The sequence below is a fragment of the Pseudomonas fluorescens genome (assembly GCF_902497785.1).
Lineage (GTDB): Bacteria > Pseudomonadota > Gammaproteobacteria > Pseudomonadales > Pseudomonadaceae > Aquipseudomonas > Aquipseudomonas fluorescens_BO.
Genome location: NZ_CABVHK010000006.1, coordinates 1 through 21,389 on the forward strand (window position 1 = coordinate 1; position 21,389 = coordinate 21,389).

Consider the following 21,389-nt stretch of genomic DNA (forward strand, 5'->3'; position numbering starts at 1 on the left):
ATCTGTCAAGCGGTTATTTTAAGAAGTTTTCAAAGTTTCCTTTGCAACTTCAACCACTTGCGCTTCCGATCTCTCGTTAGCGGGAGGCGAATTCTACAGCGTTACTCGCTGCTGTCAACACCTCTTTTTCTCCGCTTTCGACCGAGAAGATCGAATCGTTAATAAGGCGAACACACACTGCCTGATCAACTCCTTCTGGGCTTCGATGATCTGAAGCAACTCGCTGTCGAAAACCGCGTAACTCTTTGTTTACCAAGGAGTTTTCCGTTTCGACTGCGCCGGAAGTGGGGCGAATTATAGACTTCCAGAATCTGCCGTCAACCCCTAATTACGCTTTTCTTGCAGGAGATGACTTTTTAGCTGTTAAACGTGGAATTCGGCGGGTGACAGGCGGCAAGCGCAGCACTAACAGCAACAGCCCTATAGAGGCATAGACCGCCCACTCTTTCAGATCAGCACGCACGATCCACAACATATGCAGCAACCCAAGTCCGAGTACGACATAGGCCAGCCGGTGCAACTTCTTCCAGCGAGACCCAAGACGTCGCTGACTGTAGCGATTCGAGGTGACCGCCAGCGCCAATAAACAGAGGAATCCCAGAGCACCCACAATAATGTAAGGCCGCTTGCGCAACTCGACACCCAGCTGCGACCAGTCAAATCCAAGAATGAACGCCAAGTAACTACTCAGATGCAAAACCACATACGCAAAACACCACAGCCCCAGTTGCCGCCGGACTGCAATCCAGCCCGCCCAACCGGTGAGTTTCTGCAACGGTGTCATGCTCAGCGTAATTAGCAGTAGCACGAGCGTCCCCAGACCCAACCGATCTACCAGCACCTTGCCTGGATCCGGCCCAAGCACATCCGCCCAGGCCTGATACAGCCACAGCAGCGGCCACACAGCAGCAGCGATGAAGACACCAATACGCCAGACCGGATACCGCATCAGTAGTTCTTCCGCAAATCGAGCCCTGTATAGAGAGAAGCAACTTCATCCGAGTAACCGTTGAACATTTGTGTGTCGCGCACATTCGGCTTGAACAGGCCACTCGGTAAACGCCGCTCGCGAGCCTGCGTCCAGCGCGGGTGATCGACCGTCGGGTTCACGTTTGCGTAAAAACCGTACTCTTCCGCGGCAATGCTCTGCCAGGTGGTTTTCGGCTGTTCGCTGACCAAGCTGATCCGCACGATGGATTTGATGCTCTTGAACCCGTACTTCCAAGGCACCACCAGACGCAGGGGTGCGCCGTTCTGGTTAGGCAACTCACGCCCATACATACCCACCGCAAGAATGGCCAACGGGTTCATCGCCTCATCCAGACGCAGCCCTTCTATATAAGGCCAATCGATCAAGGCAAAACCGGAGCGCTGCCCCGGCATGGTCTTGGGATCCTGCAGGGTCTCGAAGCGAATGAATTTGGCGTTGGAGGTCGGCTCAACTTCTTTGAGCAAGGCCGAGATGGGAAATCCGATCCATGGAATGACCATCGACCAGGCCTCCACGCAGCGCAGACGATAAATGCGCTCTTCCAGCTGATAAGGCTTCATGAAGTCTTCCAGCGCATATCGCCCCGGTTTGCCCACCTCCCCGTCAACTACCACGCTCCAAGGTTCGGTTTTCAGCGCGCCCGAGTTAGCAGCCGGGTCACCTTTATCGGCGCCGAACTCATAGAAGTTGTTGTAGTGGGTCGCGTCCTTGAACGGTGTGATCGCCTCATCCTTGACGTTGATCGCGCCCCATTTAGTAGAAGGCAGCTTTTCGGCAAACCAGGTGGGGACTTTGCCCGCCTCGACATCTGCATAGCGGGCGGCATCTTCAGCAATGGCCCAACGCGGCAAGCTGCCCACGGCCAAACCGGCAACAGTGGCACCCAGCACACTACGACGAGATAAGTAGAGGGATTCAGGCGTGACGTCCGACTCATGGCAGTCAGACGCTCTGGGGACTTTGATCAGCATGACGACTCCGCAGCATTGGAGGACAGATGCACCAATAGACTGCGGAGTATGAGGGAAATTACATCACTCGGCGTTTTTGTGCCGACGAAGACGTAACAGATATTGAACCGGCCCAGACGCGGCATAAGCGAGGAAAACCAGCAGCAGGATGCGCGGTGGATCACTGAACACAACGGCGAACACCAGTACGACAGCAAGGATCGCCACAAAAGGTACGCGCCCTTTCAAGTCCAGTTCCTTGAAGCTGTTGTACTTGATGTTGCTGACCATCAGCATGCCGGCAGCTGCGACCATCAGCGCCACCAGGAAAGACATCCTGGACCCCTGAATCCCGTAATCGCTGAAGGCCCAGACAATGCCGGCAACTACGCCCGCAGCCGCCGGACTGGCCAGACCGATGAAGTAGCGTTTGTCAGCAGTGCCAACCTGAGTGTTGAAACGCGCCAGACGCAGCGCCGCACCCGCGACATAGATGAAGGCGACCATCCAGCCCACCTTGCCCATATCTCCCAGGGCCCAGCCGAAAGCCAGCAAGGCCGGTGCAACACCAAAGGCGACCATATCGGACAGCGAGTCATATTCGGCACCAAAGGCGCTCTGGGTATTGGTCATGCGGGCAACGCGACCATCAAGGCCATCGAGCACCATCGCGACGAAGATCGCGATCGCGGCGAACGCGAAGTACTTGCTCGCATTCACCGAATCTCCAGCGCTCAGGGCTGCCTGCGCACTCATCGAGTTGATAATCGAGTAAAACCCTGCGAACAGGTTCGCAGTGGTGAAAAGATTCGGCAGAAGATAGATACCACGATGCCGGACTTTGCGACCTTCAGCGTCATGCCCTTCTTCGACGTGTTCATCGATGGGCAGCAGGCTTTCGGCGTCAGAAGCCTGGTTTGGCTCTTCGGGACGTTCGCTCATGGACATTACCTTGCAACGGGGTGGAAAGTTTTCGACAGGTGTCTGGGACGAGGGTTCGGCCGCAAACGATGGAGCTTTATACCAGAACCGGCACCCCAAACGAAAAAACGCGGCCTAGGCCGCGTTTTCCGTACAAGTGCGCGACTTAGTTTTTGGCTTTGTCGACGATCTTGTTGGCACCGATCCACGGCATCATGGAGCGCAGTTGCTCGCCGATGATTTCGATACCGTGAGCGGCGTTGTTACGACGCTTGGCGGTCATCGAAGGATAGCCGGTTGCGCCTTCGCTGATGAACATCTTGGCGTATTCGCCGTCCTGAATACGTTTCAGGGCGTTGCGCATGGCCTGACGGGATTCGGCGTTGATCACTTCCGGACCGGTCACGTACTCGCCGTACTCAGCGTTGTTGGAGATCGAGTAGTTCATGTTGGCGATACCGCCTTCGTACATGAGGTCAACGATCAACTTCAGTTCGTGCAGGCATTCGAAGTAGGCCATTTCCGGGGCGTAGCCGGCTTCAACCAGCGTTTCGAAACCGGCCTTGACCAGTTCAACGGTACCGCCGCACAGAACGGCTTGCTCGCCGAACAGGTCGGTTTCGGTCTCGTCCTTGAAGGTGGTTTCGATGATACCGGTACGACCACCGCCAACGCCTGCGGCGTAGGACAGAGCAACGTTTTTGGCATTGCCCGACGCATCCTGATAGATAGCGATCAGGTCAGGGATACCGCCGCCCTTGACGAACTCGGAACGCACGGTGTGACCCGGTGCTTTCGGCGCGATCATGATCACGTCGAGGTCAGCACGCGGAACAACCTGGTTGTAGTGGATCGCGAAGCCATGGGAGAAGGCCAGGGTGGCGCCTTTCTTGATGTTCGGCTCGATTTCGTTTTTGTACAGGGCAGACTGGAACTCGTCCGGGGTCAGGATCATGACCAGGTCGGCAGCAGCAACAGCAGAAGCAACGTCGGTCACTTTCAGGCCGTGGGCTTCGGCCTTGGCAACAGTGGCCGAACCTTTACGCAGACCAACAGTGACGTCAACGCCGGAGTCTTTCAGGTTGCACGCTTGAGCGTGGCCTTGGGAACCGTAACCGATGATGGCAACTTTCTTGCCCTGGATGATCGACAGGTCGCAGTCTTTTTCGTAATAAACTTTCATGAAATTCCCCTATATATCCAGGCCGTTCAGGCCATTCGCTAATTTGGTTTAGATGCTGAGTACTTTGTCGCCGCGGGCGATACCGGTTACGCCACTACGGACGGTTTCCAGAATCGAGGCGGTGCCGATGGACTGAATGAAGCTGTCGAGCTTGTCGCTGGTACCGGTCAGTTGAACGGTATACACGCTAGCGCTGACATCGACGATCTGCCCACGGTAAATATCGGTAGTGCGCTTGATCTCGGCGCGCTGGGCGCCGGTGGCCTTGACCTTGACCAGCATCAGTTCGCGCTCGATGTGAGCACTTTCCGACAGGTCGACCAGTTTGACCACTTCGATCAGCTTGTTCAGGTTCTTGGTGATCTGCTCGATCACTTCATCATGGCCGACCGTGGTCAGCGTCAGACGCGACAGAGTCGGGTCTTCGGTTGGCGCCACGGTCAGGCTTTCGATGTTGTAGTTGCGCTGCGAGAACAGGCCGACTACACGAGACAGAGCGCCCGGTTCGTTTTCCAGAAGCAAGGAAATAATGTGTCGCATGATTAAGTACGCTCCGTCTTGCTCAACCACATATCGCGCATGGAGCCGTCTTTGATTTGCATCGGGTAGACGTGCTCGCTGGTATCAACCGAAACATCGATTATCACCAGACGGTCTTTCATGGCGAACGCTTCTGCCATCTTCGACTTCAAGTCTTTCGAGTCGGTGATGCGCACGCCAACATGACCGTAGGCCTCTGCCAGCTTGACGAAGTCAGGCAACGACTCCATGTAGGAATGCGAGTGACGGCTGCCGTAGCTCATGTCTTGCCACTGACGAACCATACCCAGAACACCGTTGTTCAGGATGACGATTTTTACCGGCAAACCATATTGCAGGCAGGTCGACAGTTCCTGGATGTTCATCTGGATACTGCCTTCGCCCGTCACGCAGACGACATCAGCATCCGGAAAGCTCAACTTGATGCCCATGGCCGCCGGGAAACCGAAGCCCATGGTGCCCAGGCCACCGGAGTTGATCCAGCGATTAGGCTTGTTGAACGTGTAGTACTGCGCCGCGAACATTTGATGCTGACCCACGTCGGAGGCGACAAAGGCATCGCCCTTGGTCACTTCGCACAGGGTTTCGATCACGGTCTGCGGCTTGATGACGCTGCCATCGCCCTTGTCGTAAGGGAACAAGCCACGATCACCGCGCCACTCATCAACCTGCTTCCACCAACTGGCAACGGACTCCTTGTTCGGGGTCTCGCCAATTTCCTTGAGGATCGCGACCATTTCGGTCAGGACGCTCTCGACCGGACCGACGATGGGTACGTCGGCCTTGATGGTCTTGGAAATCGAAGCCGGGTCGATGTCGATGTGGATGATCTTGGCATTCGGGCAGAACTTCGCCGGGCCGTTGATCACGCGATCGTCGAAGCGCGCGCCGACGGCGAGGATCACGTCGGCATGGTGCATCGCCAGGTTGGCGGTGTAGCTGCCATGCATGCCGAGCATGCCGATGAACTGACGGTCGGTGCCAGGGTAGGCACCGAGCCCCATCAGGGTATTGGTCACTGGCAGGTTGAGCATCTTCGCCAACTCGGTCAGCGGCGCGGAGCCACCACCGAGGATCACACCGCCACCTGCATACATCACAGGACGCTTGGCCGCCAGGAGCATTTCGGCTGCCTTGCGGATCTGCCCGGAGTGACCGCGGACCGCCGGGCTGTAGGAACGCAGCTTGGCTTTTTTCGGGAAGATATATTCGAATTTTTCGGCCGGGTTGGTCATGTCTTTCGGGATATCGACAACGACCGGACCAGGACGACCGGATTGCGCCAGGTAGAACGCTTTCTTCATGACTTCCGGGATTTCCGAGGCGTGCTTGATCATGAAGCTGTGCTTAACGATCGGCCGGGAGATACCGATCATGTCGGTCTCCTGGAACGCATCGGTGCCTACCATGGTGCTAGGCACCTGGCCGGAAATGACCACCATCGGAATGGAGTCCATGTAGGCCGTGGCAATACCGGTGATGGCGTTTGTTGCGCCCGGACCGGACGTCACCAGCACCACGCCGGCTTTACCGGTGGCACGGGCGTAGCCGTCAGCCATATGGGTCGCAGCCTGCTCGTGACGAACCAGGATGTGGGTCACTTCCGGTTCTTTGAACAGGGCATCGTAGACATGAAGAAGAGCACCACCCGGGTACCCGTAAATGTACTTGACGCCTTCGTCACGCAAAAAGCGGACGAGCATCTCACCGCCAGATAAAAGCTCCACGTTGTTCACCTCTAAAACGCCAGAATACCGCCCACATACAAGAGGACGGGTCTTAATAGGTTTACTTCTCGGCAGAGCATGAGCGACGGTGGTCGCCGACTACGTCAGCACTGACTGAGCAAGTATTGGGATCGTCCCAAGTGTTGCGGGCCTTTCCCACCCAGCGCGAGGTAACGCGTTGCGGGTGTAACAGGTCGGCGCGGATGTGCGCCTCATGATCTACCGAGTGGGTCTGCTTCTGGCAGTCCCTCTACAGCGGACTTTGGATTCTTCTGTTTCGTCCCCTGCAAGTCAAGTCGTCAATGTGCTTTATTGAAGTAAGCACATGAGAAAGCAAGAAAAAACCGCTAAACAGCAACTGTGTTAGCTTCAATTGCGCAACCCAATACAAGGAAATGGCATGCGAACGTTTTTCCTGACCGCCAGCCTGCTGATCGGCATCAGCCCTGTGTGCATGGCCGCTCAGATCTACAAGTGGGTCGATGCCCAGGGCGTTACCCACTTCGATGCACAACCGCCACAAGGGCAGGAAGCCACGACCGTGGTCACGCCCTCCCCCTCTGCGGAAAAACCACCAGTGCCGCCGCGCAGCAACGCTATTGGTGATCAACAGGCAATCGATAAGTCGGTAAAAAAGCAGATCGCCGAGCAGCAAGCCCAGCTCAAAGTGTTCTGCGAACAGGCCCGAACGAACCTGGCTCAATTGCAGAACAATCCGCGTTTACGGGAGGATGTGGGCGGCGAGATGCGTCGCCTGACCGACGAGCAACGTCAGGAGCGCACTGCCGAAGCGCAGCGACAGATCGCCGAAAATTGCATGTAGGAGCTGTCGAGAGAAACGAGGCTGCGATCTTTTGATTTGGCTTTCAACAATAAAGATCAAAAGATCGCAGCCTCGTTTCTCTCGACAGCTCCTACCAGCTCCTTCGGGTGCCGGGATCGAGTGTCAGCGGGCAGCGGTGATCAGCAGGTCGAACTCTTTGAGCAATACCTGCAACTGCCGATCCTTGCCCTGGACATTGCGCGCGGCGAAGACCATTTCGGCCATCTCCTGAATCCCCGAGGCATTGGGCAGCGGCAGATCCTGCTCCAGAATCGTTTTCATGCGCGGCAGGAAGATCCATTGCAGCCATTGTTCGAAATCCAGCGTATCGACCGAAAACGGCTCGACACTGGACAGCGCTTCAACCGAGGGCGAAACATCGTCCCACCACCCTTGAACCCGCAGCTCACGCTCGATCAACAGCAACTGCTCGGCGATCTTTGGAAAGCGTGCGTCCATCACGAAGTAACCTTGGCCTTCTGCCGGGCCAGTGCAGCACCCGCGGAATCACCTTGTTTCTCACGTGCCTGAGCGATCAATTCCCACAGGCTGGCCTGAAGCGCCGGACGTCCATTAGCGAACGTCAGGCCACGGCGGGCGAACTGCTCGGCTTGCGCCGCATCGCCTTGGGCCATGCGCACCTGAGCGAGGCGATAAAGCACTTGTGGCTCACGCGGTGCGACACGCTGCGCGCGCTCGAGACTGGAAGAAGCACCGTTGAGGTCACCGCCAGCCTGTTGCTGTTGAGCGGTGGTCAGCAACGCCAACACCGGACCGTCCAGTTGCTCGTCGGCAGACAGACCACCGGAGCTCGACGAAGGAATCCCGCTCGGCGTCGACGGCATGCTGTAACTGCCCTGATTGACCGGCGCCGACTGAACCGGCGAGGTGTCGATCGGACCCGGAGTAATCGGGCCAGGCGTAATCGGCGAAGTGCTAATCGGTGCCGATGCTACAGCGCCACCACCCGGCACCATCACCACGACCCCGGTGTCACCTTGCGGAATCGCTTGAGTCTGGGACTGCACAGGACGCTGCACCGTCGTTTGACGGTAACCGCCATTCGCCGACACCCGCTCACTGTTGGACACGGCGCTGCCGGAATCCACAACCGGAATCGAACCGCGCTGTACGCTGGAGCAACCGCTGAGCAAAGCCACGGCGGCAACCGCTGGAATCAACCACTTGTTCACTTGAAACCCTCTTCGCTTAATTCATCCAGCCTTTGACCCAATCCATCACCGTTTCGCCGGAAACAGGGCTGTCGCCACCGCAAGCGGCACCGGGAGGTGGTTCGCTGCCGCGAATATACGGCATCTGCACGGCGCCTGGGCAGTTGGCATCAGAGCCTTGCCCGGTGCGCGAATCGACCCAGGCCTGAACAATGTTGTCCGGCTGCGGCATGTCCAGCGGCAACGGGTCGGCCTTGCGCATGAAACTGGTCCAGACCTGCAACGCGCCGGTAGCCCCGGTGAACGGCGTCTTGCCGTTATCGTCGCGCCCCAGCCAGACCACTGCCAGCAGATCCTGACTGAAACCGGCAAACCAGCTGTCTCGCGAATCGTTACTGGTACCGGTCTTGCCGGCGAGCGTCAGGGTTTTCGGCAGCACGTTGTAAACCGAACTGCCGGTGCCTTCGCGCATGACCCGCTGCATCGCACTCTGAATCAGGTAAATAGACGCCGGATCGAAACGCTGCTGAATCTGGAACGGATAACGCTTGAGCGGTTCACCTTCAGCCGTCAGTACACTGCGAATCCCGCGCATTGGCGTGTTGAAGCCACCATTGGCGAGGGTCTGGTACATGGTCGCCACTTCGATCGGAGTCATGCCGCCAGCGCCGAGCAACATCGACGGGAATGCCGGAAACTCGCGAGTGACTCCCAGCCGGGCCACGGTTTTCAGGACATTCGGCACGCCCACCGCCAACCCGAGACGCGCTGTCGACAGGTTGTAGGAATGCGCCAGGCCTTGATAGAGGAAAACCGTGCCGTGGGAACGGCGATCATAATTTTGTGGTTTCCAGACCTGACCGTCCGCGCCCTTGACCGAAAAGGATTCGTCCGACAGCCAACTGGTCAACGAATACTGCGTCGGCTTCTCGAGGGCTGTCAGATAAACCGCCGGCTTGATCAGCGAACCGATGGGTCGCACCGCATCCAGTGCCCGGTTGAAGCCAGCGAAGCTGGCCTGACGACTGCCGATCATGGCCTGCACTTCACCGGTTTCCGGGTTGGTCACGACCATCGCCGCTTCAACGTCATCGGAACCCTTGCGCCCGGACAGACGCTTGAAGGTGTCATTGACCGAGGCTTCGGCTTTCATCTGCAAGATCGGATCGAAACTGGTGAAGATCCGCAGACCTTCTTCGGTCAAGTCTTCGTCGCGATAGTCTTCGCGCAGCTGACGTTTAACCAGGTCGATAAAACCGGGGAACGAGCTGTCGGCCAACTTGCCGCGCGTGGTCACGCCCAGTGGCATTTTCTTCGCCGCCGCGACCTGCTCAGCGGTGGCGACACCTTGCTGTTCAAGGACGTCGAGCACCAGATTACGTCGCTCGAGCGCCCGTTCCGGGTTGCGACGCGGGTTGTAATAGGACGGCCCCTTGACCATCCCCACCAGCATGGCGACCTGGTGCAGTTTCAGTTCCGACAACGGCTGACCGAAGAAGAACTGACTGGCCAGACCAAAACCGTGCACCGCGCGCTGGCCGTCCTGGCCGACGAACACTTCGTTGAGGTACGCCTCTAGAATTTCGCGTTTGTCGTAATGCAACTCGAGCAACATCGCCATCATGGCTTCGGTGAGTTTGCGCGTCAGGCTGCGTTCGCTGGTCAGGTAAAAATTCTTGACCAACTGTTGCGTCAGCGTACTGCCGCCCTGGGTCATTTTGCCGCCAGAGGTATTGACCCAGACTGCGCGGGCAATCGACTTGGGTGACACGCCCCAGTGGCTGTAAAAATCCCGGTCTTCCACGGCGACCAGGGTTTCCAGCAGATACGGCGGGACCTGATCAAGTTTGATCAGAATGCGGTCTTCAAGATTTTTCGGGTAAATTCCGCCGATCATCAACGGTTCCAGACGCACCACGGACAGCTTCGAACCGTTGGTCGCCGAAAGCTCGGCCACGTAGTCACCGGAGAACCGCACGCGCACGGGCTGGGCTTTCTCCAAACCTTCATAAAACTGGAAGCCACGGGTATTCAAGTCGACCGTATTGCCGCTGACCGCCGCAGCGCCGGGCCCGTTACTCACGCTTTCGCGGCGATAGCCCAAGGCGTCGAGCTCGGTGAGAAAATCTTCTTTGCTCAGTTTCTGGCCGGTGAACAGCTCCAGCGGGCGCGCGTACACCTTGGCCGGTATGGTCCAGCGCTTGCCGGAGAACTTCTCCTGGACGATAGCGTCGAGGTAAACCGCGAATCCGGCGAGCACCACAAGGCCGACCAGACTGAGTTTAAGGGCCCAGCCCAGCCAGGGATTGAGGCCCCGGGAAGGTGGTTTTTTGGGGGTGCGGGGGGATCGAGTACGAGTCATGGCGCCGGATTATACGCACTTTATTCATACTCAACAGACGCCCTCCGAGGTTTGCGTCGGGCGGACTTGCGGCCATAATGGCGACCGTGAATTTTCCCAGACTCTGAAGGAACACCTGTGAGCCAGTCCCTGATCGCCGCCCTGCAAAACCCGGCCCTTTACCCGCATCCGGTAGACGGGTTTCAGGTCATCGAAACCCATATCTCCTGGGTCATTCTCACAGGCCCCTTTGCTTATAAAGTGAAGAAACCGGTCAATTTCGGCTTCCTCGACTTCACCAGTCTCGACGCCCGCGAGCATTTCTGCGGTGAAGAACTGCGCCTGAACCAGCGTCTGACCAATGATTTATATCTGGAAGTGTTGCCGATCACCGGCAGCGTGGAGGCACCACAATTGGCGGGTGACGGCCCGGTCGTCGACTACGCGCTGAAAATGCGTCAATTTCCACAGAGCCAGTTGCTTAGCACGCTACAGGCCAACGGCGAATTGACCACCGCGCACATCGACGAGATGGCGGCGCAGATTGCTCAATTCCACCTCACTGCGCCCAAAGTGCCTGCGGAACATGAAGCCGGCACTCCCGACAGCGTCATGGCGCCCGTACGCCAGAACTTCGAACAGATTCGCCCGTTCCTCAGTGACAAGGCTGACCTGCTGCAACTCGATGCGCTGCAGGCCTGGGCCGAAAGCAGCTTCGAACGCCTCAAGCCACTGCTTGCCCAGCGCAAGGCCGAGGGCTTTACGCGTGAATGCCACGGTGACATCCACCTGGGCAACGCCACCGTCATCGACGGCAAGGTGGTGATTTTCGATTGCATCGAGTTCAACGAACCGTTCCGCTTCACCGACGTCTACGCCGACACCGGTTTCCTGGCGATGGACCTCGAAGACCGTGGCCTGAAAAGTCTGGCCCGTCGCTTCATCAGTCAATACCTGGAGCTGACCGGCGATTACCAGGGCCTGGAACTGCTCAACTTCTATAAAGCCTACCGCGCACTGGTTCGTGCCAAGGTCAGCCTGTTCAGCATGCCGGCCGAGGCCGACCCGGTGCAGCGCGCCACGACCCTGCGCCAGTACCGCAACTACGCCAACCTGGCGGAAAGCTACAGCACCATTCCTTCACGTTTCATGGCGATCACCCACGGCGTTTCCGCCGTCGGCAAAAGCCGCGTGGCCATGCGCCTGGTAGAAGCGTTGGGAGCGATTCGCTTGCGTTCCGATGTCGAGCGCAAACGGCTGTTCGGCGAGCAAACCGTGGCCAACGACCCGCAAGCCGGCATTTATAGTGCCGATGCCAGCGCTGCGACCTACGCGCGACTGCATGAAATTGCCGCGGTCATCCTGCGTGCCGGCTTCCCGGTGGTGGTCGATGCCACTTACCTCAAGCGCGATCAGCGCGATGGCGCGGCGAAAATCGCCGAGGCCACCGGTGCGCCGTTCCTGATCCTTGATTGCAACGCACCGCAAGCCGTGATCGAAAGCTGGCTGGCCCTGCGTCAGGCAGACAACACCGACCCGTCCGACGCCAACCTGGCCGTTATCGAAGCTCAGCAGGCCAATCGTGAAGCGCTGACGCCAGCAGAAATCCTCTGCAGCAAACGCGTTCAGACCAATGAAAGCGGAACGCTCGACACCGTCGTGGCACAAATTCGCCAGCGCCTGCCAGGCCTGTAAAAAAGTATTTCAGTCGTGAAGCCTTCGCCGGCTTCACGGCTGTCAAATAGTGGCACTATACTGGCGTCATAAAACCAACAGGTGATGTGACATGAGCCAGCCGAAACTTCTCGACACCCCGCTTTATGCCCTGCTGCACAAAGACGACATCACAGGTTTCAACAACGAACGGCCAAGCGTCGGAACCATCGACATGGTCGGTGGCGATTTCCGCGGCCTCGACCTGCGTGAACTGAACGCCGACGGGGTCGACTTCACCGATGCCTATTTCCGCTCGGCGGACTTGCGCGGCATCGATTTCCGCAACTCCAACCTGGAAGGCGCAAGCCTTGCCCACGCACAGATCTCCGGCGCCTACTTTCCGCCAGAGCTGAGTGCCGACGAGATCCTTATGTCGATGAACTTCGGTACGCGCCTGCGTTACCGCACCCGCTGACCAATCTTCTGACAGACAAGTCCAGCGCCCCCGCCTTGCGCTGGACTTCGGGTTATTTTCGCCTCTGACACTGAATCCTTTCTCACGCGCCCTGTCACACTGACGGACGTTTCTGCCCTTCCTAAAGCTTGCCTCTTAGAAGCTTTTGCTCCGAAACCGACCAAACAATCACGCTTTTCCTACTGATGGCTACACTCCTCAGAAGCTTGCCCACGCACCGTTCGGCCGTCGCAAGGAGGCTTGATGAATGATGAACTGCAGCACCTGAAAAATCTTGGCAAGACATCGGCGCAGTGGCTGCATGCCGTGGGCATCCACAGCGCTTCGGACTTGCGTCGCCTGGGGGCGGTGGATGCTTATCGGGCTGTACGCACGCGCGGATTTCGGGCATCCAAGGTGTTGTTGTATGCGATCGAAGGCGCACTGATGGATGTGCACTGGAATGACATTCCCGCCGAGCGCAAGGAAGCCTTGAATAAACAACTGGAAGCTATCTCGTCACGCCACAAGAATTGAACGGACACCAACAATTCCTGGGCTTTTCAGCATACAAATGGAAAATCCAAAACAAATGAAAAATCAGCGGTTGACTTGGTAATGAGAATCGCTATGATTATCACAACTGGTCGCGAGACTGGTCGATATTTGAAAAGCCCTTGGTTCGGACTCTCAGATATCTCCTCATCAGGCTAATCACGGTTATTTGACCCGGCTCTTGCCGGGTCTTTTTTTGCCTGTAAAAAATCCGATGACCTATTTCCCGAATTGCTTGCGCATCTGCGCACAGTAATCCGGCGCTGGCGTGGCAGGCGTGTACCAGACGTAATCGGCCATGGCTGCCGTGACCTCGCCGCCCTGCTGCGCCAGCATTAACACGACGGGCGCTTCGGGCGCTCCCAGATCAAGTACATGAATCGGCACACCCACATCCTTGCGCGCGTGGTAAGCGCCGGCAAACAGCAGTGATGGCGTGGGCGCCGCCAGCAGCCGCTCGGCCATGCGCCGGTCACGTTGTTGCTGGACTGCGAGCATCGCCGGCATTTGCGAGGCCGGCAGCAGGCCACAATGGGAATCGCTGATCTGCGCCAGCAACTCAGCCTTGACCGGCGCGGCATTGGCACGGGCACCGATTAACACCGGAGGATTGGCGTAGACAGCGTGCACTTCGACTGTGTCCAGATTGGCAGCCAGCAAAGGATAAGGTTGAGTCAGCGCGAAACCGACCATCGGTCCGTACAGATTCCAGTCCCAGCCAGGTTGCCAGGCCAATGCGCCGGGCAAGTCAGCGGGCGGCGTCGAGGCGAGACGAACATCATCGACGCGCCGTTGTTGATCCGGCGTGAGCATTTCCAGCAGCAGACTGCCTTGAGGTCGCCGCTCGTCCAACGCCTGCAATAACCAGCGTTGCACTTCATGGTGATCGCGATTGTCATGCTGCTCACCGACGATCAATCGTGAAGTCTTGGCAAGACGCGCCACCAGCTCCTGCGCCGTCAGCGCCTGACCGCTGCGCAAGTCGCGAATTTCGCCAACCACCGGTGGCGGCGTTGCAACATGCTGACAGGCACTCAGCATAAGCACTGCCAGAATCACGATCACACGCATGCCCACGCCCCTCTTTTAATGGTTCAGCGGGCGATGATCAGCGGATGCCCACGCTCCGGGTGCTGTTGCACCAACACGTCCAGCCCGAACACGGCCTTGAGCGGTTCCGGACGCAACACGTGCTCCGGTGTGTCGAGCGCGACCGGGCGCCCGCCTTCGAGCAGTAACAGGCGATCACAATAGCGCGCCGCCAGGTTCAGATCATGCAGGATCACCAACACCGACGCGCCACGCTCGGCGAACGTGCGCACCGCTTGCAGGGTGGTGTGTTGATGCAGCGGATCCAGCATCGAAGTCGGCTCATCGAGCAACAGTGTCTGCCCCGCTTCGCCCGGCCAGAGTTGCGCCAGCACTCGCGCCAGGTGTACCCGCTGACGTTCGCCACCGGACAATGCCAGGTAGCTGCGGCCGCTCAAATGCCCGGCATCGGCAGCCTTTAAGGCAGCGGCGATGATCTCATCGTCGCGAACCCGGCCACTCTGATGCGGCAAGCGGCCCATGCCGACAACTTCCTCGACGCGAAAGGCGAAGTCGAGGGTCGAGACTTGCGGCAACACGGCCAGACGCTGCGCTCGCTGGGCGCCGGACCAGTCAGCCAACTCGCGCTGGTCGAGCCAGACGCTGCCACTGTCAGCGCGCAACTCGCCACACAAGGCGCCCAGCAGCGTGCTTTTACCCGCACCGTTCGGGCCCAGCACGCCGAGCACTTCTCCCGGATGGAGCTCAAGTGTGATGTCGGTCAAGACGATTTTTCGGCCCCGGAGGATGTGCAGATTCTGCGTTCGCAACATCAGGCACGCCCTCGCAGCAGCAAATATAGAAAGACCGGCGCACCGATCATCGCGGTGATGATGCCGATCGGCAGCTCGGCCGGCGCCAGCGCCAGTCTCGCGACCAGATCGGCGAACAACAGGAGACTGGCACCGGCCAGCACCGAGGCAGGCAGCAACACTCGATGATCGGGACCGGCGAGCAGACGCACCAGATGCGGCACCACCAGCCCGACAAAGCCGATCATTCCCGCTGCCGCCACCGCTGCGCCGACGCCCAGCGCCGTACACAACACCAACTCGCGCTTGAGCCGCTCGACGTCGATGCCCAGGTGACCGGCCTCCGACTCGCCCAGCAACAAAGCATTCAGCGCCTTGGCCCGGCGCGGCAGCCACAGCGCCACCCCGAACGTGATCACCAGCAACGGCCAGAGTCGCGAATAGCTGGCACCGTTGAGGCTGCCAAGGTTCCAGAACGTCAGCGTGCGAAGGGTCGTGTCGTCCGCCAGATAGGTAAACAGGCCAACGACGGAGCCCGCCAGCGCCGTCAACGCGAGGCCGGCCAACAGCATGGTCGCGACATCGGTTCGGCCATTGCGTCGGCCCAATCGATACACCAACGCCGTCACGCCGAGCCCGCCGAGGAAGGCACACAGCGACAACAGATAGGGCCCAAGAAATTCAGGCAGCCCACCGAACAGCGAACCGCCGACAATCGCAATCGCCGCCCCTAACGCTGCGCCACCGGAAACGCCAACCAGTCCGGGATCGGCCAGCGGGTTGCGAAACAATCCCTGCATCGCCACACCCGACAACGCCAACACCCCACCCACCGCCAACCCCAGCAATGTGCGCGGCAAGCGGATCTGCCCGAGGATCAGTTCAGCCTGCTCCAGCCCGTCAGGTGCGATAGGCAGGCCGACCAGGCGCAACGCCGCGCGCAAGGTGTCGAACAACGGCAAGCTCACCGGCCCCAGCGCCAACGACAGCCAGATTGCCAACACACACAGCAAGCTCAAAGCGATAAACAGCGTTCGGGGTTTTACCAGGACGCTCATTGCGCGGCATTGCCGGGGTAGAAGCCGTCACTGATTTTTTTCAGCGCTTGAGGTAACCGCGGCCCGAGCCCGCCTACCAGCAGTGTCGGATCGAGTTCCATGACGCGTCCGTCCCTGGCAGCGCGGGTCGAGGACAGGATCGGGTTTTCCTTGAACAGCGCCGCACGCGCGGCATCGCCGGCCAATGCACGGTCGGCGAACATCAGCACGTCGGGGTCCAGACTGACCAGCGATTCATTGGAAAAAGGTTTGTAGCCGCTGTGGGTGGCCAAATTGTGCCCACCGGCCTTCTGGATAATCCAGTCGGCAGCAGTGTCCTTGCCGGCGATCAACGGTTTGCCACCCGCATGACCGAGCAACAACAGCACGCCCGGCGATTTTTCTTTCAACTGCGCTCGCGTGACCTGCACCTTCTGCTGCTCGAGTTGCTGCTCAAAAGACTGCAGCAATTGGGCCGCCCGGTCCTCGGCGCCGAGCAACCGGCCCAAGCGCTGCACGTTACCCTGCAACGTGGGCACATCCGGTTGGGCCGAGAACAATTCAACCTGCACCCCCGCCGTGCGAATCTGCGACAGCACCGGCGGCGGGCCCATTTCTTCGGTGCCGACGAGGATTTGCGGGCGCAGGCTCAAGATACCTTCCGCCGACAACTGACGCTGATACCCAATGCTCGGCAATGCCTTGAGGGAGTCCGGATGCTGACTGGTGGTGTCGACGCCCACCAGTTTCGATTCGCCGCCCAGCGCGCTGACCCACTCCGACAAGGCCCCGCCGGCACTCACCCAACGTTGTGGCAACTCGGCCGACGCGGCGTGGTGACTGACGAGAAGTCCGACACAGAGCGCAGCAACGCGGGAACTCAGGCGCATAACAGCTTCCTTTAAAGTTTTTCCCAGGCATCGAGATGACAGGCCAAGTATCCTCGGCGTCCGGCACCTGCACCCGACGGGCAAGGCGGCCATTTGATAATTGTTTGCATTTGAACGTCAAGCTCGGACATATCCGGTCACGAGCCGGTGGAATTGAGGATAGACATGAAGTTTCTTTGCGCAGGTGTTGAGCTGGCCGATACCAGCAGCCGCGGTTTCGAGATCGACGGCCAGAAACTCTTTGCCGTGCGCCGCGCCGGTCAAGTGTTCGTGTACATCAACCGCTGCCCGCACCGCGGCGTCGGACTGGAGTGGAAACCCGACCAGTTTCTCGACCCCAGCAACAGCCTCATCCAGTGCGCCACCCACGGCGCACTGTTCCTGATTGAAGACGGCGAATGCGTCGCCGGCCCGTGCGCAGGGCAATTCCTCACCAGCGTCGACTGTCGTGAAGACGAGCAAGGCATCTGGATCAGCCTTTAACCGTTGAGCAACACCTGCAAACGGCGGTCGACGCGCATTTCCTCGTGAGTCAGGTGCACACCATAGGCCAGCACTTCCACCCCGCACGCCACCGCTTCACGCAAAGCGGCAGCGTAGGCCGAATCGATTTCCTCGGCAGGACGCACGGCGTCAATGCCGCTGAGGTTCACGCAATACAACTGCACCGCACGAATCCCGTCCCGCGCCAGATGCGCCAGCTCCCGCAGATGCTTGGCGCCGCGCTGGGTCACCGCGTCGGGAAACGCCGCAACGGTTGAGCCATCGAAACCCAGCGTGACACTTTTGACCTCAACGTAGGCCGGCCCGCTCGGGTAATCGAGGCGAAAATCGATGCGGCTGCTTTCCTGACCGTAAGCCACTTCGCGCTTTAATTCGCTGAAGCCATTGAGTTCGCTGATGACGCCGGCCCTCAGTGCTTCTTCGATCAGCCCGTTCGCTCGCCCCGTGTTCACGCAGAACAGCCGCCCCTGAGGGGTTTCGCCAATTTCCCAGGTGCCGGGCAGCTTGCGTTTGGGGTCGTTGGAGCGGCTGAACCAGACTTGTCCGCCCTCGACCTGGCAATTGAGCATCGAGCCGGTGTTCGGGCAGTGAATGGTCAGCAACTCGCCGCTAACGGTCTCGATATCGGCGAGAAAACGTTTGTAGCGACGAATCAGCCGGCCTTCTTCGAGTGGAGGATTAAAACGCATCAGCCTTGCCAGCTCCGCAACCCACGAGCGATACGTTCGACTGCTTCCTGCAAACGAGGAAGACTTTGGGTGTAGGCAAAACGGACGTGATGGCCGGCCTGATAGCGCCCGAAGTCGAGTCCCGGGGTGATCGCGACATGTTCGGTTTCGAGGAAGTGTCGGCAGAACGCGAAGGCATCGCCGCCGAATTTGCTGATATCGGCGTACAAGTAGAACGCGCCTTCCGGCTCGACGGCGATGCCGAAACCCAAGTCGCGCAAGGCGGGCAGCAGGAAGTCACGGCGACGACCGAACTCGGCGCGACGCTCTTCCAGAATGGCAATGGTTGCCGGCTCGAAGCAGGCCAGTGCGGCGTGTTGGGCCATGCTCGGTGCGCTGATGTAAAGGTTCTGCGCGAGTTTCTCCAGCTCACCGACCGCCGCTTCCGGCGCCACCAGCCAGCCAAGCCGCCAGCCGGTCATGCCGAAATACTTTGAAAAACTATTCAGCACAAACGCACTGTCGTCGACTTCCAGCACGCTGGCGGCATCGGTGCCATAAGTCAGGCCGTGATAGATCTCGTCCACCACCAGATGGCCATGGCGCTCCTTGTTTGCGGCAGCCAGGCCGGCCAGCTCGTCGCGGGTCAGGATGGTGCCGGTCGGGTTGGCCGGTGAGGCGACCAATGCGCCGACGCTGTCGTGATCCCAATGCCGTGCGACCAGTTCCGGCGTCAGCTGATACCGCACGTCGGGACCGACGGGCACCAACTGCGCCGCGCCTTCCACCAGCCGCAGGAAATGGCGATTGCACGGGTAACCCGGGTCTGCCAGCAGCCAGTGTTTGCCGGGATCCACCAGCAAGGCGCTGGCCAGCAGCAGAGCCCCGGAACCGCCGGGAGTAATGAGAATGCGCCGCGGATCAATGTTCAATCCGTAACGCTGTTGATAGAAGTTTGAAATGGCCTCACGCAGTTCGGGAATGCCGCGGGCGGCGGTGTATCGAGTCTTCCCCGCCGTCAGCGCGGCTTGGCCGGCCTTGATGATCGGCTCGGCGGTGGTGAAGTCCGGCTCGCCGATTTCCAGGTGGATCACATCGTGGCCCGCGGCTTGCAGTTCATTGGCCCGCGCCAGCAGCGCCATGACGTGGAACGGTTCGATCGCGCGACTGCGGGCACTGTAGGACTGAGCCATTAGCCTTCCTTCAACGGGGAAAAAAACCAATTCTACCCATGCGCAGGAACGAGCGAGAACCTAAAGCGGTCAGACGCCTTGAGACCCTGACCACAAACGACTCATGCGAGTGCGCAAGGTTTGACTAAAATCATTAATTGATCAGGTCTCCACCACCACCGGTCAAGGCTTGGCAATCATTTGCAAGCCCCTCGGGCCACTACCTCGACATCCGGGAGTAGCGCGGTCCGATTTGATCTGGTAAGTTCGCCCGCTTGCAGCCGCAGGGCCGGCAGGTGTCGGTGATGGAGCAATCCTGCGCAGATGGATTACAAGAGTAGAGGCGGTCCATTTCATGCCCACCCAAGCAAAGCAGCAAAACCAGTCGATCAGCGGCTTCGAACCCTACCAGGCAGTAAAGGGCGAGGAGTACATGGGCAAACCCATGCGCGCTCACTTCACCAAGATCCTGAACAAGTGGAAACAGGACTTGATGCAGGAAGTCGACCGCACGGTTGATCACATGAAGGACGAAGCGGCCAACTTCCCTGACCCGGCAGACCGTGCCAGCCAGGAAGAAGAATTCAGCCTTGAATTGCGCGCCCGTGACCGTGAGCGCAAGTTGATCAAGAAGATCGACAAGACGCTGCAATTGATCGAAGACGAAGAATATGGCTGGTGCGAGTCCTGCGGCGTCGAAATTGGCGTCAAGCGACTGGAAGCCCGCCCTACCGCCGACATGTGTGTTGACTGCAAGACCCTGGCGGAAATCAAGGAAAAGCAAGTCGGCAAGTAATTGGCGATTTGAACGAAGAACGGAGCGTGCGAACGCTCCGTTTTTGTTTCCGTTATATGCCACCGCCGCAAACCTGTGGGAGCGAGCCTTGTGGTGAGGGGATTTATCCCCGTTCGGCTGCGCAGCAGTCGCCATTCCGGTGGATGCGTTCAATCGGATGCATTGCAATTACAGAGTTTGGGGCCGCTACGCGACCCAACGGGGATAAATCCCCTCACCACAAGGCTCGCTCCCACAGGGTCTGGCGTAAGCCTGGAATAAGTAACGTAATCTCATGACCGCTTCCTCCTACATCGGACGCTTCGCTCCCACGCCCAGCGGCCATCTGCACTTCGGCTCGCTGGTCGCTGCGCTGGCTTCGTACCTCGACGCCCGTGCGGTCGGCGGGCGCTGGCTGATGCGCATGGAAGATCTCGACCCGCCACGGGAAGAACCCGGGGCGCAGTCCGCGATTCTCAAGGCTTTGGAGAGCTACGGGTTCGAGTGGGACGGGGAAATGGTCCGCCAGAGCGACCGACACGACGCCTACGCCGACGTGCTCAATCGCCTGTTCAATCACGGCCTCGCTTACGCCTGTACCTGCTCGCGCAAACAATTGGCGCCGTATCACGGCATTTATCCAGGCCTGTGCCGCAACGCCGGCCATGGCGCCGAAGACGCAGCCATTCGCCTGCGCGTACCCGAGCTGGAATACCATTTCATCGACCGGGTGCAAGGCGAATTTCGCCAGCACCTGGGCCGCGACGTCGGCGACTTCGTGATTCGCCGCCGCGACGGGCTCTACGCCTATCAACTGGCGGTGGTACTCGATGATGCCTGGCAAGGCATCACCGACATCGTCCGGGGCGCCGACCTGCTCGACTCGACGCCACGTCAGCTGTATCTGCAAGAACTGCTGGGCTTCGCGCAACCGCGCTATCTGCACATCCCGCTGATCACCCAGCCCGATGGGCACAAACTCGGCAAGTCCTACCGCTCGCCGCCGCTGACCGAAGATCAAGCCACGCCGTTGTTGCTGCGGGCATTGCGCGCACTGGGGCAAAACCCCGGCACGGAACTGGCGTACGCCACACCGCGAGAAGTGCTGAACTGGGGCATCGCCCACTGGGACGCATTGCAGATCCCGCGCACACTCACCCTGCCCGAAGCGCAACTACAGTGATCACAC

Annotated in this window: 22 protein-coding genes; 7 read left to right on the forward strand and 15 right to left on the reverse strand. The window is 59.2% G+C overall.

Translation table 11 applies throughout. The annotated features are described in order from the left end of the window. Window positions 1-328: 328 nt before the first annotated feature. The 6 genes from msrQ to F8N62_RS10175 all read right to left on the reverse strand — a co-directional run bounded on the left by msrQ (window position 329) and on the right by F8N62_RS10175 (window position 6,312). Complete coding sequence (gene msrQ, locus F8N62_RS10150) at window positions 329-949, reverse strand: protein-methionine-sulfoxide reductase heme-binding subunit MsrQ (protein ID WP_150710847.1); 621 nt, start codon at window positions 947-949, stop codon at window positions 329-331. Then, a complete protein-coding gene (msrP, locus tag F8N62_RS10155) occupies window positions 949-1,962 on the reverse strand; it encodes a protein-methionine-sulfoxide reductase catalytic subunit MsrP (RefSeq protein ID WP_150710848.1) in 1,014 nt (337 codons plus the stop codon). Before msrP ends, msrQ begins: the two co-directional genes overlap by 1 nt. A 63-nt stretch (window positions 1,963-2,025) precedes the next feature. Then, window positions 2,026-2,883, reverse strand: coding sequence for a CDP-diacylglycerol--serine O-phosphatidyltransferase (gene pssA, locus F8N62_RS10160; RefSeq protein ID WP_150710849.1), 858 nt, complete (start codon window positions 2,881-2,883; stop codon window positions 2,026-2,028). A gap of 145 nt (window positions 2,884-3,028) precedes the next feature. Continuing rightward, on the reverse strand, window positions 3,029-4,045 hold the full coding sequence (gene ilvC, locus F8N62_RS10165) for a ketol-acid reductoisomerase (RefSeq protein ID WP_007948647.1): 1,017 nt from the start codon (window positions 4,043-4,045) through the stop codon (window positions 3,029-3,031). A gap of 48 nt (window positions 4,046-4,093) precedes the next feature. Further along, entirely contained in the window at window positions 4,094-4,585 is a 492-nt protein-coding gene (ilvN, locus tag F8N62_RS10170; RefSeq protein ID WP_003176102.1) for an acetolactate synthase small subunit, read from the reverse strand. A gap of 2 nt (window positions 4,586-4,587) precedes the next feature. Then, on the reverse strand, window positions 4,588-6,312 hold the full coding sequence (locus F8N62_RS10175; protein WP_150710850.1) for an acetolactate synthase 3 large subunit: 1,725 nt from the start codon (window positions 6,310-6,312) through the stop codon (window positions 4,588-4,590). Window positions 6,313-6,712: 400 nt separating this feature from the next. On the opposite strand from F8N62_RS10175, the gene F8N62_RS10180 reads away from it, so the two are divergent. Further along, complete coding sequence (locus F8N62_RS10180) at window positions 6,713-7,135, forward strand: DUF4124 domain-containing protein (protein ID WP_150710851.1); 423 nt, start codon at window positions 6,713-6,715, stop codon at window positions 7,133-7,135. Window positions 7,136-7,258: 123 nt separating this feature from the next. Here F8N62_RS10180 and F8N62_RS10185 read toward each other — a convergent pair whose 3' ends face one another. From F8N62_RS10185 to mrcB, 3 genes are read right to left on the reverse strand one after another with little or no spacing between them, the layout of a single operon-like run. Further along, window positions 7,259-7,594: a YqcC family protein gene (locus tag F8N62_RS10185; RefSeq protein WP_150710852.1), complete on the reverse strand. Its 336-nt coding sequence runs from the start codon at window positions 7,592-7,594 to the stop codon at window positions 7,259-7,261. Further along, window positions 7,594-8,328 carry a hypothetical protein gene (locus tag F8N62_RS10190; RefSeq protein ID WP_150710853.1) on the reverse strand — a complete coding sequence of 245 codons (735 nt, stop codon included), beginning with the start codon at window positions 8,326-8,328 and terminating at the stop codon, window positions 7,594-7,596. Before F8N62_RS10190 ends, F8N62_RS10185 begins: the two co-directional genes overlap by 1 nt. A gap of 16 nt (window positions 8,329-8,344) precedes the next feature. Next, window positions 8,345-10,669 (reverse strand): penicillin-binding protein 1B, encoded by a 2,325-nt coding sequence (mrcB, locus tag F8N62_RS10195; RefSeq protein WP_150710854.1) that lies wholly within the window; start codon window positions 10,667-10,669, stop codon window positions 8,345-8,347. A 117-nt stretch (window positions 10,670-10,786) separates the two neighbouring features. Here mrcB and F8N62_RS10200 point away from each other — a divergent pair, with 117 nt between their 5' ends. From F8N62_RS10200 to F8N62_RS10210, 3 genes are all read left to right on the forward strand, one after another. Beyond that, on the forward strand, window positions 10,787-12,343 hold the full coding sequence (locus F8N62_RS10200; protein ID WP_150710855.1) for an AAA family ATPase: 1,557 nt from the start codon (window positions 10,787-10,789) through the stop codon (window positions 12,341-12,343). A gap of 91 nt (window positions 12,344-12,434) precedes the next feature. Then, window positions 12,435-12,779 carry a pentapeptide repeat-containing protein gene (locus tag F8N62_RS10205; RefSeq protein WP_150710856.1) on the forward strand — a complete coding sequence of 115 codons (345 nt, stop codon included), beginning with the start codon at window positions 12,435-12,437 and terminating at the stop codon, window positions 12,777-12,779. Between the two features lie 243 nt (window positions 12,780-13,022). Further along, window positions 13,023-13,295 carry a TfoX/Sxy family protein gene (locus F8N62_RS10210; protein ID WP_007971093.1) on the forward strand — a complete coding sequence of 91 codons (273 nt, stop codon included), beginning with the start codon at window positions 13,023-13,025 and terminating at the stop codon, window positions 13,293-13,295. Between the two features lie 237 nt (window positions 13,296-13,532). On the opposite strand, the gene F8N62_RS10215 is transcribed toward F8N62_RS10210, so the two are convergent. Genes F8N62_RS10215 through F8N62_RS10230 form a run of 4 tightly spaced genes read right to left on the reverse strand, consistent with a single transcriptional unit; the run spans window position 13,533 to window position 17,081 of the window. Then, the gene (locus tag F8N62_RS10215; protein WP_150710857.1) at window positions 13,533-14,384 is read right to left on the reverse strand and encodes a ChaN family lipoprotein; all 852 of its coding nucleotides are present in this window, start codon (window positions 14,382-14,384) and stop codon (window positions 13,533-13,535) included. Between the two features lie 23 nt (window positions 14,385-14,407). Further along, complete coding sequence (locus tag F8N62_RS10220) at window positions 14,408-15,175, reverse strand: heme ABC transporter ATP-binding protein (RefSeq protein ID WP_150710858.1); 768 nt, start codon at window positions 15,173-15,175, stop codon at window positions 14,408-14,410. Beyond that, on the reverse strand, window positions 15,175-16,158 hold the full coding sequence (locus tag F8N62_RS10225; protein ID WP_191632373.1) for a FecCD family ABC transporter permease: 984 nt from the start codon (window positions 16,156-16,158) through the stop codon (window positions 15,175-15,177). The genes F8N62_RS10220 and F8N62_RS10225 overlap by 1 nt, the downstream gene beginning before the upstream one ends. 50 nt (window positions 16,159-16,208) lie before the next feature. Further along, on the reverse strand, window positions 16,209-17,081 hold the full coding sequence (locus tag F8N62_RS10230) for a heme/hemin ABC transporter substrate-binding protein (RefSeq protein WP_150710860.1): 873 nt from the start codon (window positions 17,079-17,081) through the stop codon (window positions 16,209-16,211). A 165-nt stretch (window positions 17,082-17,246) separates the two neighbouring features. Here F8N62_RS10230 and F8N62_RS10235 point away from each other — a divergent pair, with 165 nt between their 5' ends. After that, complete coding sequence (locus F8N62_RS10235; RefSeq protein ID WP_150710861.1) at window positions 17,247-17,564, forward strand: Rieske (2Fe-2S) protein; 318 nt, start codon at window positions 17,247-17,249, stop codon at window positions 17,562-17,564. Here F8N62_RS10235 and sfsA read toward each other — a convergent pair. Beyond that, window positions 17,561-18,274 (reverse strand): DNA/RNA nuclease SfsA, encoded by a 714-nt coding sequence (gene sfsA, locus F8N62_RS10240; protein WP_150710862.1) that lies wholly within the window; start codon window positions 18,272-18,274, stop codon window positions 17,561-17,563. The two genes, F8N62_RS10235 and sfsA, sit on opposite strands and share 4 nt — an antisense overlap. Further along, window positions 18,274-19,446, reverse strand: coding sequence for a pyridoxal phosphate-dependent aminotransferase (locus F8N62_RS10245; RefSeq protein WP_150710863.1), 1,173 nt, complete (start codon window positions 19,444-19,446; stop codon window positions 18,274-18,276). The genes sfsA and F8N62_RS10245 overlap by 1 nt, the downstream gene beginning before the upstream one ends. A gap of 334 nt (window positions 19,447-19,780) precedes the next feature. Here F8N62_RS10245 and dksA point away from each other — a divergent pair, with 334 nt between their 5' ends. Beyond that, entirely contained in the window at window positions 19,781-20,221 is a 441-nt protein-coding gene (dksA, locus tag F8N62_RS10250; RefSeq protein WP_045059401.1) for an RNA polymerase-binding protein DksA, read from the forward strand. Window positions 20,222-20,495: 274 nt separating this feature from the next. Beyond that, window positions 20,496-21,383: a tRNA glutamyl-Q(34) synthetase GluQRS gene (gluQRS, locus tag F8N62_RS10255; RefSeq protein WP_150710864.1), complete on the forward strand. Its 888-nt coding sequence runs from the start codon at window positions 20,496-20,498 to the stop codon at window positions 21,381-21,383. Window positions 21,384-21,389 lie beyond the last annotated feature (6 nt).